Source organism: Flavobacterium beibuense F44-8 (assembly GCF_000769915.1).
Lineage (GTDB): Bacteria > Bacteroidota > Bacteroidia > Flavobacteriales > Flavobacteriaceae > Flavobacterium > Flavobacterium beibuense.
Map to the genome: position 1 here is coordinate 1 of NZ_JRLV01000036.1, position 15548 is coordinate 15548.

Here is a 15548-nt window from a genome sequence, read left to right on the forward strand (position 1 = left end):
TTTAACCACTGTTGTGTGCTCACTCGTGCTTGTCATCCTGACGAAGGAAGGATCTCTTTTTCCATTTCGACCGAAACGGAGTGTAGTGGAGAAATCTTCAGGAATAATGATATTTATTTTTAATTATATTTGGTTTACTGCTTTTTAACCTTACCCTTATGAAGAGATATGTTTTACTTTCGTTTTTGGTAATATCATGTACTGTAAAGCAACAGCCGCAGCCTGAAAGTTTAGTACTCACAGTGGGTAGCGGCATAAATCCCAACGAACCCCGATTTGGGATTGAACTTAAAGGGGACACCCTTTTTTACTGTGAAGAGATTAATCCTCGTGATTCTTTTAAAGATACTTTTCTCTATAAATACTCCTACTGTATTATAGGGAAAAAGAAAGTAAATGAAATGTTAGATCGTAGTAAAGCTGTTTTTGATACCAAAGTTGATTATGGACATATAGCAGATGCGAGTTACTACCAACTGGATATTAATACTGAGGCAGACACTGTAAAAACTACGTTTTATATTTCAAACCTCGAAACCGATAGCCAGAAACAGGCAGTATATGATATTATAGCCCTTAAGGACTGTGATTTAAAGCCTATGGAATTCCATGATTTTAAGAGTGGTATACTTCAGTATAAACTACCACCTCCGCCACCTCCCGTGATTATGGATGAGGCTTCTATACTTATGGGAGAGGAGTGATTTTACTGGTTGCTTTTTACTGTTGTGTGGTTACTCTTGTTGTCATTGCGAGGAGGAACGACGCGGCAATCTCATCTCCTTCCTTCTTTTGTCCGTGACACAAAAGAACCAAAAAGTCGGGCTTAGATGCTTTAGGCTAAAAATTATGGCTCTCGGCTAAACCATCCGAACTCGGCTATCGCCTCAAACAGCGGATACTTTTTACGCCTCATTTATAATTTTCTTTACGCCACAGCATCTTAGGCCATTCAATATTGTTAGAGATTTATTTCATCAGTTCGGCTTTTCAGCCTCGTGTTTCGACTCCACTTCGTTACGCTCAAAATGACAGAGTGTGCTTGTCATCCTGACGAAGGAAGGATCTCTATCTTTAAGATTCACTGCAAGAGCGGGACGCTCGCGCGAGCTTGGAGGATCTTATTCAATAAATAGGATAGATTACTTCGTCGTTCCTCCTCGTAATGACGATAGGATGTAAATGAGTATTGGGTTTAGTTTGTCATTGCGAGCGAAATGCAATGGAGCGTGGCAATCTAATACTTGATTTGGATTCCTCTATTTCGCTATTGCTGCAATCGGAATGAAAAAGTGTATACTGATTACTGCCTCTGTTAATTTACCCTATAGGATTGTTTGACGGGTTTACAGGCATGCCCGACATACCGGGTTTTACTGCCGAAGGTGCATTTGTGCCCGATGTTTCCTTACGGTAAAACAAATAGCGTAACACTAAGGTGTAAAAGGCAAAAATGGATGCGGTTAGGGATCCTATTATAAACAGGAATTCGGTTTGTGACAGGGAGAAAAATTTAAACTGCTGGCCAAACCCGTGAAGTAATATCACTATGGCAATAAAAGCTGCCCAGGCTGATGAAAAGATAAAGGCCAGTTTGGCATTCTTTTTCCTTAGCTTACGTTCTGACTTTTCGTTTTTCTGCTGAATTTTAAAACGCTTAAACTGCATAAACTCGTTGTAGTTTTGCGGATTAGTGTTGCCGTTTTTAATAAGGTTCTCCTCATTTTCGGCTTCTGCAGAGAGCGTGTTTTGGTTTGGAATATCCTGAACGTCTTTTGTTAAAGCTTCTCCTTTTAGCTTGTCAGCAATAGATACCTGGTCCTGTTGTTCCATTTTTAATCGTTTAGCTTGTGTTCGTAATAGTCTTTTATAATGCTGTTCTCGATGATAGCATTATGGTTTCCGTCCCAAACCTGTGACCACGGACTGCCTTCTTCGTGTGTTAGTGCAGATAACTGCAGTCCCGAAAAATCTTTATAATTATTCCATATTTTTTTAAGGAAGTCCTTATCCTCCTTACTCAGCTTGTTTTTAGTATATAGCTTAAAAATATAGGGGTCTACGTTGTTCTTACCGAAAATTTTGATAGGGAAATACAAATCAGGAATTACAGAGCCGTATTTCCACGCCTGTATCTGATTATGGAATAAAGGTTTCCCGGTTATACCTAAATACCAACCATGAGCTATATAAGTAAGCTTTAATAGCTTCATGGGGTCAATTCCCTGACCCTCTTCTTTTGCCAGTTTTGTAAAAAACTCGGCTATGTCAAAGCAGTTATAAGTCATTACTTTATGATTAATGGTTATTTACAAAAATAGTATAAAATATTGTATTTCACCAGGTGGAATTACGGGTCTTTTTAAAGTGTGGGAAATACTTAGTTGGGGGTGTTCTTTTGGCTATTGAGATTACTTGGTCGTCCCTCCTCGTAATGACGATGCGGACACTGAAAGTTAAGTATGGTTTGTCATTGCGAGCGTAATGCAATGAAGCGTGGCAATCGAATAATCTATTAGTCTATAAATCGTAGTAAATAAACATCCTTTCCCTTTCTGTAAGGTAACCATAATTGTTGTTTAACTCAGCAGATTTTACGGTCGCAGCCAGCTTTTAAAGGCCGGAAAGGGCGGATGTCCGTTTTGTATTTCAGTATCATTGTAGGCAATTCCCATCCATTGGAGTAGGGGAAGGCCTATGTAGTTTCCGTTTGAAAAATTTTCTATATGCCAGTCAGAAGCGCCTTTGTAGCCATCGGGGTGAAAAACTTCGCTTAGTGGTATTTCTAAGTGTTGTGCCACTGCTGCCGACCATGCAATGGCGGCAATTTCATCGCCCATATTAGGCCAGTCTTCCGGCATTTTATCTGTGCCTATGTACTGCCTTAGGGTAGATTCAGTTACGGCAATATGTCCGGCTTCATGTAAAATGTCTCCGGGGTGTTTCAGTTTATCAAAGTCCACATAAATCACATTAGGTCCCAACTCGAGTCCCGGTAGGAATGTGGCGGCTGTTAGGGGGCCTTCAGCGACCTCTATCCCGATAGACTCGAGGAAAGACACTATTTGTGTTAGGCATGGTTTGTTTTTCACATAGCAAAAGTACAGGGGAAATTCCTGTTAGCACTAAGTAGTTTTACGGGTTTGGTAAGAACAGGTGTTTTTACGGGTAAATAGGGAGGTTTTTCTTATTAAGTGATTTACTTAAAAATCATTATATTAGCTATATGACACTGGTACGTTTTACTATAGTTAGCTTTATATTATGCCTTGGTATGATGCTGTTTTTACTGTTTAAAATTGGGCGTTTTCCGGTTTTAGACGGTTTATCGCTTGTTGTTTTAGGTATTAATATTGCGCTGCTATTGTGGCTCAATAAACGATTGGGGAGAGTACCTTTTTCCTGGGGTTTTTATGGTATCAATATATTGTACCTTGTTTACTTTTTAACTACTACACGTACGTTTTACGATCCGTTTAGGAGCTATACCCGCGTGTTTGAAATGGTGGGATTGCAAAGTCCGCAGGAAATATGGTTTGTGTTTTTCTCCATGTCGTTTTATGCCTTTTTTACTTCTGCTTTACTGGAGCTTGTAATCGTCGCACTTTTTTTGGCAAAGTACAGGGAAATCAAAACTTCTTAAAACGTATATTAGCAACATGACTTTATTACGCTTTACCTTAGTTGCTTTTTTGCTATGCTTTATAGTAGTGCTTGTTAATAGTAACGAGTTTAAGTTTTTTCTTCCGTTTGATATTTTTGCACTTGCCTTAATGGCAGGGAGTGCTTTGCTGGAATATCTGTTTATAAGGAAAGGATTTAAAATACCTTTTAAAATAGGTTTTTACATAACAATTGTATTGTTTGTTATGTACTTTGTTTTCTCTGCAAATGTGTACCTTAAGCCATCCCGTGATTTTTTTTGTAATACACATGTAAGGATATTAAGCAGGGGGAGTGAATGGAACGGGTTAATGGTTAAATATAATACGACTTATATATACTTTTATATGTTGGCAATACTAATGCAAATAGTTACAGGTATTTATACTATTATTATTTATAAGAAGAAAGCTTTATCTACATAATATCCGGTTTCAAAAAGTAATTTTTGCACTTTAATTAAATGATGTAATTGTGTTAAACAATTAGTTTTCAATACTCGGGAAGGCTTATTAACAAAGGATGTTGAAATATTTTAATGTTAAATTTTACACCCAACTGTTAATCTAAAGTTAAATTTATATATCTTTATACCTAACTAACTAAAACAGAGTGCTATGAACTTTAGATCGCTTATTGAGGTGCTGTACGATATTGTTCGTTTCGAGATTAGAGAACATAGAAATATCAGATTATAGCCTTACAAACCACTTTCTTCAAAAAACTTACTATTGTTAATTTATGTGTCTGATTATTATTTAATAACCAGACATATAGGTTAACTTTTTTTATCTCTGGGCCTATGGTTATTAACGATAATATAGATGCTAAGGTAGTTGCTTTTATAGAGGGGCTTAACCGCGAATACTTTGAACATGAAAAAGGTAAGGTTAGACTTGTGCTTCGGGTTGATTATACTGATTTCAGGATGTATGGTTACGTATATGCTATAGACCCCGATGATGAACAGGGTATCAATACTAACCTTGAGAACACCTGTTATATTCCGCTTATAATAAATAAGGATAGCGGACAGGTATACCAGCTTACCGGTTACCGTGATTTTGATCATGAAAAGGACACGCTTGATTATACTTTTACCCAACTGCTGGAAAATAACCTCATTGAACGCTACGACGAGTTTTACCGCATTAGTAACTTTGAATGATTTTTTATAGCTTTAGCAGATGGATTTAGTACTGGAAATAGTTTTTGAATTTATTGCCGGATTTCTTTTTATTTACCCCGGTGCTTTTTTGCGTTGGCTATTTTTTGGTCGTAAAAAAAAAATAGACAGCTATCTTCAAAAAGGTGACGTCTATAATTTTATAATAAGCTATTGCCTAATAGCTGGTTTAGGAATGTTTTGTGCTACGGTTTTTTAGAAAACAGAAATAAAATAAGATCTATTTCATCATTCCGATATATAAGATTTCTCCCTCCGTTTCCCTTCGGTTCGAAATGACAAAGTGTGTGTCATTCTGATATATAAGATTTATTCCATCAGTCGGCGGCTTTCAGCCTCGTGTATCCCTCCGTTTCTCTTCGGTTCGAAATGACAGTGTGTTTGTCATTCCGATATGAAGCGTAGCGTAATGAGGAATCTGCTTTAGATTTATTTCATCATTTCGATATATAAGATTTATTCCATCAGTCGGCTTTCAGCCTCGTGTCTCCCTCTGTTTCCCTTCGGTTTGAAATGACAGTGTGTTTGTCATTCCTATATGTAGCGCAGCATAATGAGTAATCTCATTATTCATTTTATTTGATTTCAATTTCAAATAAAAAGAAAAAACAATATGTCAAAGAACGGGAGACCATATAGTCAAAAGTCTTCAGGTACAAAAGTCAAAAGTCTTAAAGGGTGAAGCCTTAGTTTTGACCACTCATCACAGAATACTACTTATACCTTGTGCTTCCTGTTAATACCCTTTTAATGTTTTTAGAATAATTGAATTCCGAATGACTTTTGTCATCGTTATGAGTGCGTAGTGACTGTTGTTCGGCAAGCTGGCAGCGTTCTTCAAAGTACTCCCTAAAAAACGACAGTACCTTTGGGATGGTGAGGCTTTCGTAAAATTCGCCATACGATCCGCTGATTATTTTTTTGAACAAAAAGGTAAGGTCGCTAATTTTGAGGGTGTAGTAGGTTTCGTTAACCTCAATGGCGCAAAGCTCAATTTGATCTTCGGTCATGGGTTTGTTTAGGTTAAGTATATCGTTAAGGTATACCAGCCAACCCATTGTAAGGCCTATGGCAAAATCTTTACTCTTTTCGCGTTGCAGTGTTCCCAGTGTTGGGGCGGGGGCGTTTATAGCTTTGTCGATAGTGGTAAGCCTTCCGCCGTGGCGCATGCAGTTAACCGGACTGTAAACGCTGAGCAATTTTTCGTTTGAAGTCGTCGCTATACTTAACTTTCGACTTTGAGGCAGGTTCTTTCCCTGCATTGCCTTGTGGTTTTATTTCAAATAGTCCTTTCCAGCCTTTGCTTATGCTTTGGTGCAGTATTGCTATCGCCGTAGTTTGTTTACCTTGGGCAAGGTTGGTTAGCTGTACCAGTGCAGCCTGTTCACTTTCGGCGCTTTGGTAGTTTTGACTGTGCTCGTTGTGGCGGTAGGTTTTCCAGAGTTGCCACTGGCGGGCAAACTCGGCCGAGGGGTAGGGCAGTACCACGGTTGGTTTTTCTCCCATACCCTCTTTTCCGTCAAAATCAGTTTTAATTTCAACTTCAATGTCAATATCATTGTCATTGTCAATGTCATTGTCAATGTCAGTGTTTTGCAACACTTTTGCAGCGGTTTTGTTTAGGGTTGTTGTATTTTCTTCTGCTATATTGTATCGTTTTTTAGCAGCTTTAGAACGTGTTTGTGAGATGTTTTTTTCACGTTGTAAACGTCGGGAAGTAAAACTGTAACCTCCTCTAATGTCCTCTATTGCGCATATATTATTAATGGATAGTTCATCAATAATTTCGGCAGCTTTACCGGCTGTACATTTCCAGAGAATTTGTAAGCCTTTTGCAGAGGTTTTGTATACGGGTTCGTTACCCGAAAGGTGCATTTTAAAGATTATTTTAAGCCAGGCCATTTCGGCTTCCAGCGATAAAACATTGCAGTCACGTTCCCAGTCGCCCACATAGAGGGCTATATGCGGAAGGTTTTTTTTGCTCATTAAGCGCAAAAATTCATTTCAAATATTTTTTTGCAGATGCTTTGCAGGCATTTTACTGGTAATTTATACCCTTACAACATTATCAATAATCACGTTATTGTAAAGGCCTTTAGATCCGCTAATGTGAAATTCAAGGTCGGCTACATCGCCCGGCAGCATATCGTCCAGTAGTTCTATTTTAGTACCCAGTGCAGTAGGGTAAAACAATTTGCCGTCTTCCTGTTCAAACTGAAGTTGTTTAAGGGCTGTACCTTTTTTTGTTGTTTTGGTATCGCCTACAGCTACTACTATTCCTCTTATTTTATATTGCATGGTTCGTTTGATTTAAGATTTAATAATTATACTATTTAAAGATTAAGGTTCCCAAAAGGGCAGGTGACATTTTTAAATTTTAATGTTCAATTTTTCAATCTTACGAAATTGAAATTAACCATTTAAGTATTAAAGGTTTCTCAAGTAAATGTTAATATTTTGTTGATGTTTTTATTCGGGTATTTGATGATTTGTACCCAATAGGCAAACAACATATTAACGCACGGCATTTATCATGCACAGGCGGTTAGCAACGTGGTTAAACTCAAGCGTGTTTACCTGTTTTTGGGTAAGCTGACCGTATACAACAGCAGGAGCAAGGTTTGCGAGGGCATGGAAAAAATCGGCAGCATTGTTATTGTCTTCCAGTTCGGTAAGGGAAATGGCATTGTCGCTGTTTTCGGTAAAAAGAGTTTCCAGCTGCTCCAGTATTTTACGGGTATATTCTTCCTGTTTGGTTTTCATGATTTTATGTTTAAAGTTTTTAATTATCTTACTATTGCTCTTATTTCCTGTGCTACAAGGTTGTTGTACTGTATACCACTGTTTTTAGATATTTTACCTTCCAGCATTACGCTAACCTGTATTTCGTCGTTTTCTTTAAGGCCGTGCAGGTCGTCCATTTTACGTCCGCGAAACTCCACAAAGGCTCTTTGACGATGATCTGGCACTATGGTTACTACTTTTTTTTCGTGTCCGGCTGTGTTGCGGTACTCAATGTTTTCAATGTTTCCTGTAATTGTCATGGGATTTAGATTTAAAGATTAAAAGATTGAAGAATTAATAGAGGTTTCAGGTTTAAAGTTTCAGGTTGGCTTTGTTTCCCTGCTATAGTAATAGTGTGTAGTTTTACAAGGAATGAAACCTGAAACATGTAACCTGAAATAAATAATTTGTTACCCCGCAATAGCATATTGCTCGCTTGCGGCTTTTTCAAATTTTAGTGAAGTTTCCAGCTGGTTTAGCAGGATAATTTTTTGGGAGTGGTATCCCTTTAACTGAGAAGTGAGTTGGGTTAAATCGGAAGTGCGCTGGTCTTCCAGCTTAAAAACCGAATAGTAAGGCAGGTTTTGAATGGATTCTATTTCCTGTTCGCATTCGCTGATAAGGCGGTTAACCGATTCTAACTGGCAGATAAGGTTTTTCATGACGTAAGGCGTTTTTAAGTTAATGTGTGAATTGGGTTATTTGTTGATTTGTGCAAAATCAGATAAACAAATTATCGTAAGGACAAATAGACTATTCTGTAATACTAAACCTCTTGTCGTTGTTAAAGTGTAGTATTGCACTTTGTTCGTTGCTGCAGGGTGTGTATTTAGTGTAACGTACCGGGGCAGGGTTGTGCTGCTGTGTAGCCTGTTGTTGTGCCAGCTTAGTGTAAAGTTGCTTTAAACGGGCGCTTACAAGGGCTTTTTGTTCCAGTATGTAAGTGTAATTTTCTACATCCTGCTGTGCTTCATAAGAACGTAAGTACTGATTGTATCCTTTTTTTATTTCGCTAAGTTCCACAATTTGATGTGTAATATTATTGTTTATTTGCATATAATGTGTATCTTTGCTCAAACATCGGTACAAAATTAAGTGGAATATTCCACATTTCAAAATACAAAAGTGTAAAAAGTCACTTTTTAACATCTAAAAGTTATCAACAGTTACGATAAAGTATTGAATATGGACGCATTAGAGATTAAGCAGAAGAGGGAGCACCTTGGATTAACCCAACGCGAGTTGGCCGACCTGATAGGTGCAAGCCGCGAGACCATTATTAATTATGAGAAAGGAAGGCCCATACCTAATTCTAAAATAGAGATACTTAATAAGGTGCTTAACAGTGAAACGCCTTATACTACTATAGTAAGGAGTAGTGAGGTAGTGAAACTCCCAGTTGATTTTGAAAACAAAAACGGAAATAAGTTTATAGAGCTGCCTAACGGACAGTATTATATGCTAATGCCGCTTGCCGACTTTAACGTTCAGGCGGGATTGCTTAGTAATTATCAGGATGCCGACTTCCTTATGGATTTGAGTCAGCACGGGATACTGGTAGACAAGCCGGTGCAGGGGCGTTATGTAGCCTTTAAGGTTAATGGTGACAGTATGGACGACGGCAGCAGTAATGCCATTAGCCGAAACAGTATTGTAAGTACGCGTGAACTGCAACGCCAACACTGGAGTAATAAACTCCGTTACCGTGATTTCCCGTACTGGGTTATTTATACAACCCAAAGTAAAATGCCGCTTCTTAAAGAGATTATTGAGCACAATACCGAAGAAGGGTATGTGGTTTGCCATTCCTTAAATGATAGCCCTGAATTTACCGATTTTAAACTTCATGTAAACGATATACAGGCTTTGTTTTATGTTATTGACGTGAACAGGAGCGTTAGTAAAAAGGTGGTGTATTAAATTTAAGACTGAAGATAATAGCCAGGTTTGTCATCCTGACGAAGGAAGGATCTCTTTCCATTTCGACCGTAACGAAGTGGAGTGGAGAAATCTCAATAAGATAATTCTTGTCCTTTTGTCCATGACACAAAAGAACGAAAAAGTCGGGCTTAGATGCTTTAGGCTAAAAATTATGGCTCTCGGCTAAACCATCCGAACTCGGCTATCGCCTCAAACAGCGGATGCTTTTTTACGCCTAATTAATAATTTTCTCTACGCCACAGCATCTTAGGCCGTTTGTCACTGTGATGTGCCTACTCTGCTTGTCATTGCTGGCGTAATGAAGTGGAGTGGAGAAATCTCAAAAAAATAATACTTGTCCTTTTGTCCATGACACAAAAGAACGAAAAAGTCGGGCTTAGATGCTTAAGTCAGTTTGATACAGTTTAGAGATTTATTTCATCAGTTCGGCTTTTAGCCTCGTGTTTCGACTCCACTTCGTTACGCTCAAAATGACAGGAGTGTGTTGTCATCCTGACGACAGGAAGGATCTCATTCAAAATTTATCATTTAAAATAGCGATTACTTCGTCGTTCCTCCTGGCAAATACTAAACTTATTACTTAATGATACTAAAAAGTCTTTGTGGCTATCGCCTGACAAATCTTACTAATTTCATGTAGAATTTTATAACTGTGCTTGTAAGCATTATAATTTATTTTGCCGTTCATTCAACCAATAGATAGTTATAATAGTATTTGCCATGAGTTTTGATTACGGTGAGTTTGAAAAAGAGCTGGAAAGCGCATGCCTTGTTGCCTACAAAAACTTTTTGAAAGAGTTTAATGCCGACAGTACCTACATTTCTGCCGGAGGTGGCAAACTCGAAGCCTTTATACAGGGGTTGCAAAAGGAGTTTGATAAGACCACTAACTTTTATTTACAAAAACACAATGTGGAAACCGACCCCGAAGCACGTCGGCGCGCACTGGCTGTTGCTAAGCAAAGTGCAAAAAAATGCATTGAAGAGTTTAGCCGAATACAGTAGGCCTACCGTTAGAATACACCTGCATTATTAATTTAAGGCCCCGCCATTTGTGTGGGGCTTTACTTTTTTTAAACAGGGAAATTTCGAAGGAAATACTTACTTTAGCGCAACTTAATATTTAAAAATGAAACATACTTTTAAAGCGCCGTGGTTCAATATACTAAGGCCGTTACTATATGTTATTGTATGCCTGGTATTTTTATACCTGCTTATAAACGGTAATATTAACCAAAAGGCTTATCTAGCTGTAGGTGTACTTTTGGTTTACCTTATTATACATAAGGAATACACTTATGCAGAGGTAGATACCATTGCTAAAACCTTTACTGTGCGTTACCGTATTTTTTTCTTTTTAATCCCTGTACAAAAAAAAGTAAACTACACTAAGGCAGACTGGGAGACATTAAGTAACACTTCGTTTGAGTTTACTGAAGGTAAAACTACCATTGCGCTTGCCGGAAAAAATATAGGGAAATATAATATCAATAAAATTGCCGATGTACTTATAGCATCGGTTAACCAGGGGTATGAGGATGTGCCGGTTATGTGCCCTGTTTGCGGGAGTAGCGAGGTAACGGGATTATTGGAAAAACCGGTTCCGTTTTTTACGCGTGAGGCCGAATGCCAGTGTTGTTTGTTTGCCAGTGATGTAGATCTTGAAGACGACGGTGACCCTGATTATATTATGTACCTAAGGGAAGACTGGATTAAGGACAACTGCAAAAACGTAATTGAGCTTGATAATAAAAAGTCGGACTGGAGTGTGGAGAAGGCTATTTCGCAGTTAAATAACTTAAAGCAGTTAAACCCTGAAAAATGGCCTGAGGAGGTTGCCCGAATCAATCCAAACTGGACGCCCGCTTTTAATGAACAGGAGGTAAGGGAGCATTTTAAAAATGAGGAGTAAAATTCTTATATTTATCGGCTAAACAAACATTTATGACAAAACCTTTACTAACCCTGCTGTTGCTTTTACTCCTTGGATTTACAGGGCATGCACAGCAAAAAATTACTGCAGCTTATATAGAGCAACACTATGGCGGATGGTACTTTTTACATCCTGAAACCGAGATGCAGCCACAATGCCGTGAACTGGAAGACAGCAATTACTGTATAAACAGGCAGATAAAAGAATTTACCGGTATGATTGAGCAACAGGTTGCCGCCATGCCTCATGATAAGCTAGCCAACTGGAAACAAACCTGTGATGATAAGGTGGAGCAGTTTATAGCCTCGGTTTCAGATTCTCCTGCAAAAGCCCTTATGAAAAAAGCCTATACCCGCGATGTGTATAAAGAATTTTTACTCTCACTGCTTGGGAAAATAAAATAGTTTAGACTGAGGGTTTCAGTTTTGCTTTTGTAAAACGGTATCTTATATTTGGAAAAACAATAAACAATCATGAAATTACTTAAAACATTATTTTTTGCCTTAGTCCTTTTTATGTCGGCTAATGCTTTTGCACAGCAAAAAAAGATTCAGACAACAGTTATTAAAACCGCTATTTACTGTGACCATTGTAAACAATGCGAGTCGTGCGGAGACAGGCTTAACCTTGGGCTGCTAAAAACAAAAGGTGTACAAATGGTTCAGCTTGACGAAAAGGCTATGACAATTAGTGTTACTTACAACACTAAGAAAACCGATTTAGCCACCATAAAAACAGCAATTAGTAAGCTGGGGTATGATGCAGATGATATTAAAGCCGATCCGGTAGCTTATGAGGAACTGGACGGATGTTGTAAAAAATAACATAATATAAAGCATGGAATTATCCATGCTTTTTTATTTTAAGTAAAATTGTATTTTTGAGATTACCTATGAGAAAGCTTTTTGAATCTTTTAATGTATTAAGTACAGATCAGTTAGATAAACTGGACAGTTTAATTTATACTAAAAATTTAAAAAAAGGAGAGTATCTTATTGAGCAGGGTATGCTTTGTGACGAAATAGCTTTTATAGATGAAGGTATTCTTCGTTCCTTTTATATAAATGATGCGGGAGATGATATTACTAACTGTATTGCTTTTAGTGGTGAATTAATGGCTGCCTATTCCAGTTTTATAACATCGTTTCCGGCAGAATACAGTATAGAGGCACTGGTTACTACCCGTTTAACAATAATAAAAAAAGCAAGTCTTGAAGCCTTGTATGCTCAAAGCGAACAATGGCAGCAGGTGGGGAGAATGCTTGCCGAGATACAGTATGTAGAGTTAGAAAAGCGTATTGCTTCGTTTCAAAAAGAGACAGGAGTACAAAGATATGAGACTATGTTAAGGACTTATCCTAATTACATAAAGCACATACCTTTGCGATACCTGGCTACTTTTTTAGGAGTTACCCCAAGGCATTTAAGCCGTATAAGGGCCAGTTATAAAGCCTTAGATTTCAGTTTCTAAACTAGTTACAAGGCTAAACCTGTTTATTTTCTGACTTTGTAAAATGTTTATAATGTTTTTTACATAAGGATATTTTTCGTTTCCGTCTCCTTTTATGGCAACAGGTAAATCTTTATTATGTAATTCTTTGGCCGAAGTTCTGGCTTCAAAAATCCAGTGATAAAATTCAGAAGGTTTATTGCCTATAGAATCAAGTGGAATACCCACAACCGGATATTTTTCCTGTTGCACTGCGGGGAGTGATAAGTAGCCCGACAGTTGATTGAGCGGTAGTCCATAAGTATCGGTATTAATAAACTCGGCTTTTTCGGCTTCTGTAAAACTAATACCATATCGTTTTGCCATTTTTTCGAGCGTTAACTTTCTTACACTTTTTTCACGTATACTTAATGTTGTTTTTTCCTTACCTATAGTAATAACAATAGCATCATCGGCCAGTGTGGGCTGTTCGGTAGAAAGCGGAAGTTCTACAGGTAGTAAATCAATATCTTTTGGTTTTGCAGTAAGTATTAGGAAGGTGAGAAGTAAAAAAGCTACATCTACCATGGCAGTCATGTCTAAAATTTGTTTTCTTTTTTTAATTTTTACTCGGGGCATAATAATTTACTTTAGCTTTTTACCTAGGTTATATGCTTTATTAATCCAGTTTTCAATTTGTTTTTCACTGGCAGTTTTTACTATACCTATGTAGGTATGCTTAACAGGGCTTATGCCGCAAAACTGTAACACTGATTTTTTTAACTGATTAATGCTTGGTCTGCCAAAAAATAACCTGTAGTACCACCCCGGCTGGTCGAGCGTGGTTATAATATGAGCCGATCGTCCTTTTAAGAGCTTATTCCAAAAAACCGAATTTTCTTTATAACTAAAAGCCATACCTGGTAAAAACAGTCGGTCAATAAAACCTTTAGTGATAGCAGGCAGGCCTCCCCACCATACCGGATGTACCCATACTATATGGTTAGACCACTGTGTTTTTTGCCATGCATCAAGGAGATCGGGTTCCAGCTCCATACGCTTTTTATAGCCATATTGAAGGTTAGGGTTAAAGTTTAAATCGCTTATAACAATTTCCTGTACCTCACAACCGGCAGCTGTAGCCCCTTTTTTATAAGCTTCACACAAAGAGTGGTTGAGGCTTTCTTTATTGGGATGTCCGTTAATAATAAGTATCTTTTTCATACATTAAAGTTTAAGGTTGTAGCAAAAGTAAATTTGAGGCAGGGTGTAAATTGAGGACAAATGTCTATTAATACAGCTAGCACACACTAATATATAATAGAGTGAGTAATTTTAGTTAAATTATTATATTTGAGAAAACCTTACCTATGAAAAAGCTTTTGTACTTATTGCTACCGTTTTTAATTATAGGCTGTAATAACAGTTATTATGATGTGTATGCGGTTATTGATGACATAGAAGGCGTAACTGAAGGGACTATTGTTACAATTAATGGCGAGGGATCGGGTTACGTTTATAAAAAGCAGCTAACAAATAATAATAAACTAAAGCTAACCTTAAAGATAGATGCAAAGTATACTTTTTCTCATGCATCTTTGCTGGTAGTTAAAACCCCGTTTACTCCGGGAACTTCATTAAGTATTGAGACAGACGATACATTGCCCATACAAATAAAAGACAAGGATACTATTGCTGTAGTTGTTGAAGGGCAGTTTAAAAAACCTGATGCTAATATGGTTGTTACTCCAAAAACAGAACAGCCAAAAGAGGTATTTCCTGATACTGTGGGGTTAAAGCAGTTTTGGGAAGGTTTTAAAAAAGACATCAGTACTAATAATGTAAAAAGTACGGCTGCCAGGTTAGATTATCCTATCAGGGCAATACATCCGGTACTGTTTAAATATTCCTATAGCTGTGATACCATTACTTATATTAAAAATCAGGAAAAGTATGCAAATGTAGATATCAACAAAGGGGATATGCCCCGTTATTTTGACTTTGTTTTTGATGACGTGCTTAAAAACATCATTTCAAAAATCTCTTATCACGATTTACTTCAAGAGGGGCATCTTAGTGAAAATTCAGTCAGTTTTAGTATTTTTCCTAAATATTATATGCAGGTTCCCTGTCCAAATGATCATAATCTTCATTTAAACCTGATAAAACGTAATGACGGGTGGAGTGTAAGTATTGGCGGACTCTAATTTATATATGAAAAAACTTTTTCTAATAGCTGTTCCTGTTATTATAGCTGTGTTGTTTGTTATAGCTGTGTTGTTTGTTATAGCATACAAATCGGCTACACAAATTGAAAATACTATTAACAGTGAAGCCCTAAATTGTGAAAACAAACCGCTACCCGAAGGAGATTTGGCTTTTTTAGTTATTGATAAAACAGAAAAACTTCCTTTAATGAAAATATTAAATACACAATTAGATGTGTACCCGTATAACTGTCCGTATCCGTTGGGGTTATTTCAGGCTATAGAAAATGATAGGGAAGGAGTGTCACAACGAGTAATTGAGTATTTAAATTCTTCCCAACATTAAATTTGAATTAAATAGTAGAACAAGAAAGCTAATTAAACAATCATTACACTCTATATAAT

24 protein-coding genes are annotated in these 15548 nt (G+C 37.4%); 12 read left to right on the forward strand and 12 right to left on the reverse strand.

The window, feature by feature from the left end; genetic code table 11:
* Window positions 1-158 precede the first annotated feature (158 nt).
* Complete coding sequence (locus Q763_RS16830) at window positions 159-704, forward strand: hypothetical protein (RefSeq protein WP_035136222.1); 546 nt, start codon at window positions 159-161, stop codon at window positions 702-704.
* Window positions 705-1320: 616 nt separating this feature from the next.
* Here Q763_RS16830 and Q763_RS16835 read toward each other — a convergent pair.
* The 3 genes from Q763_RS16835 to Q763_RS16845 all read right to left on the reverse strand — a co-directional run bounded on the left by Q763_RS16835 (window position 1321) and on the right by Q763_RS16845 (window position 3062).
* Entirely contained in the window at window positions 1321-1833 is a 513-nt protein-coding gene (locus Q763_RS16835) for a hypothetical protein (protein ID WP_035136223.1), read from the reverse strand.
* A 2-nt stretch (window positions 1834-1835) separates the two neighbouring features.
* Window positions 1836-2288, reverse strand: a complete 453-nt coding sequence (locus tag Q763_RS16840) for a Panacea domain-containing protein (RefSeq protein ID WP_035136224.1) — start codon at window positions 2286-2288, stop codon at window positions 1836-1838.
* Window positions 2289-2594: 306 nt separating this feature from the next.
* Window positions 2595-3062, reverse strand: coding sequence for a hypothetical protein (locus Q763_RS16845; protein ID WP_232297538.1), 468 nt, complete (start codon window positions 3060-3062; stop codon window positions 2595-2597).
* A 164-nt stretch (window positions 3063-3226) separates the two neighbouring features.
* Between Q763_RS16845 and Q763_RS16850 the strand changes: the two genes are divergently transcribed.
* The 3 genes from Q763_RS16850 (at window position 3227) to Q763_RS16860 (ending at window position 4831) form a co-directional block, all read left to right on the forward strand.
* Entirely contained in the window at window positions 3227-3643 is a 417-nt protein-coding gene (locus Q763_RS16850; RefSeq protein WP_035136227.1) for a hypothetical protein, read from the forward strand.
* A gap of 16 nt (window positions 3644-3659) precedes the next feature.
* Window positions 3660-4088 carry a hypothetical protein gene (locus Q763_RS16855; RefSeq protein WP_035136228.1) on the forward strand — a complete coding sequence of 143 codons (429 nt, stop codon included), beginning with the start codon at window positions 3660-3662 and terminating at the stop codon, window positions 4086-4088.
* Between the two features lie 377 nt (window positions 4089-4465).
* Complete coding sequence (locus Q763_RS16860; protein ID WP_035136229.1) at window positions 4466-4831, forward strand: hypothetical protein; 366 nt, start codon at window positions 4466-4468, stop codon at window positions 4829-4831.
* Between the two features lie 731 nt (window positions 4832-5562).
* Here the strand turns inward: Q763_RS16860 and Q763_RS16870 are convergent.
* From Q763_RS16870 to Q763_RS16900, 7 genes are all read right to left on the reverse strand, one after another.
* Window positions 5563-6048: a hypothetical protein gene (locus Q763_RS16870; RefSeq protein ID WP_232297539.1), complete on the reverse strand. Its 486-nt coding sequence runs from the start codon at window positions 6046-6048 to the stop codon at window positions 5563-5565.
* Window positions 6023-6835, reverse strand: coding sequence for a hypothetical protein (locus Q763_RS16875; protein WP_035136233.1), 813 nt, complete (start codon window positions 6833-6835; stop codon window positions 6023-6025). Before Q763_RS16875 ends, Q763_RS16870 begins: the two co-directional genes overlap by 26 nt.
* Before the next feature lie 63 nt (window positions 6836-6898).
* On the reverse strand, window positions 6899-7147 hold the full coding sequence (locus Q763_RS16880) for a hypothetical protein (protein ID WP_035136234.1): 249 nt from the start codon (window positions 7145-7147) through the stop codon (window positions 6899-6901).
* 216 nt (window positions 7148-7363) lie between these two features.
* A complete protein-coding gene (locus Q763_RS16885) occupies window positions 7364-7612 on the reverse strand; it encodes a hypothetical protein (protein ID WP_035136235.1) in 249 nt (82 codons plus the stop codon).
* Window positions 7613-7635: 23 nt separating this feature from the next.
* On the reverse strand, window positions 7636-7893 hold the full coding sequence (locus Q763_RS16890) for a hypothetical protein (protein WP_035136237.1): 258 nt from the start codon (window positions 7891-7893) through the stop codon (window positions 7636-7638).
* Between the two features lie 150 nt (window positions 7894-8043).
* On the reverse strand, window positions 8044-8295 hold the full coding sequence (locus Q763_RS16895) for a hypothetical protein (RefSeq protein ID WP_035136239.1): 252 nt from the start codon (window positions 8293-8295) through the stop codon (window positions 8044-8046).
* Window positions 8296-8386: 91 nt separating this feature from the next.
* Window positions 8387-8689 (reverse strand): hypothetical protein, encoded by a 303-nt coding sequence (locus Q763_RS16900; RefSeq protein ID WP_035136240.1) that lies wholly within the window; start codon window positions 8687-8689, stop codon window positions 8387-8389.
* Between the two features lie 129 nt (window positions 8690-8818).
* Here Q763_RS16900 and Q763_RS16905 point away from each other — a divergent pair, with 129 nt between their 5' ends.
* The 6 genes from Q763_RS16905 to Q763_RS16930 all read left to right on the forward strand — a co-directional run bounded on the left by Q763_RS16905 (window position 8819) and on the right by Q763_RS16930 (window position 12978).
* Window positions 8819-9553, forward strand: coding sequence for a helix-turn-helix transcriptional regulator (locus Q763_RS16905; RefSeq protein ID WP_035136241.1), 735 nt, complete (start codon window positions 8819-8821; stop codon window positions 9551-9553).
* 741 nt (window positions 9554-10294) lie between these two features.
* Window positions 10295-10579: a hypothetical protein gene (locus tag Q763_RS16910; protein WP_035136242.1), complete on the forward strand. Its 285-nt coding sequence runs from the start codon at window positions 10295-10297 to the stop codon at window positions 10577-10579.
* A 124-nt stretch (window positions 10580-10703) separates the two neighbouring features.
* Window positions 10704-11486, forward strand: coding sequence for a hypothetical protein (locus Q763_RS16915; RefSeq protein WP_035136243.1), 783 nt, complete (start codon window positions 10704-10706; stop codon window positions 11484-11486).
* Window positions 11487-11518: 32 nt separating this feature from the next.
* Window positions 11519-11911: a hypothetical protein gene (locus tag Q763_RS16920; protein WP_035136244.1), complete on the forward strand. Its 393-nt coding sequence runs from the start codon at window positions 11519-11521 to the stop codon at window positions 11909-11911.
* Window positions 11912-11980: 69 nt separating this feature from the next.
* Window positions 11981-12331: a heavy-metal-associated domain-containing protein gene (locus Q763_RS16925; RefSeq protein ID WP_035136246.1), complete on the forward strand. Its 351-nt coding sequence runs from the start codon at window positions 11981-11983 to the stop codon at window positions 12329-12331.
* A 68-nt stretch (window positions 12332-12399) separates the two neighbouring features.
* Window positions 12400-12978 (forward strand): Crp/Fnr family transcriptional regulator, encoded by a 579-nt coding sequence (locus tag Q763_RS16930; protein ID WP_035136247.1) that lies wholly within the window; start codon window positions 12400-12402, stop codon window positions 12976-12978.
* Here the strand turns inward: Q763_RS16930 and Q763_RS16935 are convergent.
* Window positions 12961-13575, reverse strand: a complete 615-nt coding sequence (locus Q763_RS16935; protein WP_035136249.1) for a biopolymer transporter ExbD — start codon at window positions 13573-13575, stop codon at window positions 12961-12963. The genes Q763_RS16930 and Q763_RS16935 overlap by 18 nt on opposite strands.
* Window positions 13576-13581: 6 nt before the next feature.
* A complete protein-coding gene (locus tag Q763_RS16940; protein WP_035136250.1) occupies window positions 13582-14160 on the reverse strand; it encodes an NAD(P)H-dependent oxidoreductase in 579 nt (192 codons plus the stop codon).
* A gap of 146 nt (window positions 14161-14306) precedes the next feature.
* Here Q763_RS16940 and Q763_RS16945 point away from each other — a divergent pair, with 146 nt between their 5' ends.
* Both Q763_RS16945 and Q763_RS16950 read left to right on the forward strand, forming a co-directional pair.
* Window positions 14307-15143: an MlaD family protein gene (locus Q763_RS16945; protein ID WP_035136251.1), complete on the forward strand. Its 837-nt coding sequence runs from the start codon at window positions 14307-14309 to the stop codon at window positions 15141-15143.
* A gap of 7 nt (window positions 15144-15150) precedes the next feature.
* Window positions 15151-15489, forward strand: coding sequence for a hypothetical protein (locus Q763_RS16950; RefSeq protein ID WP_035136252.1), 339 nt, complete (start codon window positions 15151-15153; stop codon window positions 15487-15489).
* The last annotated feature ends 59 nt before the right edge of the window (window positions 15490-15548 follow it).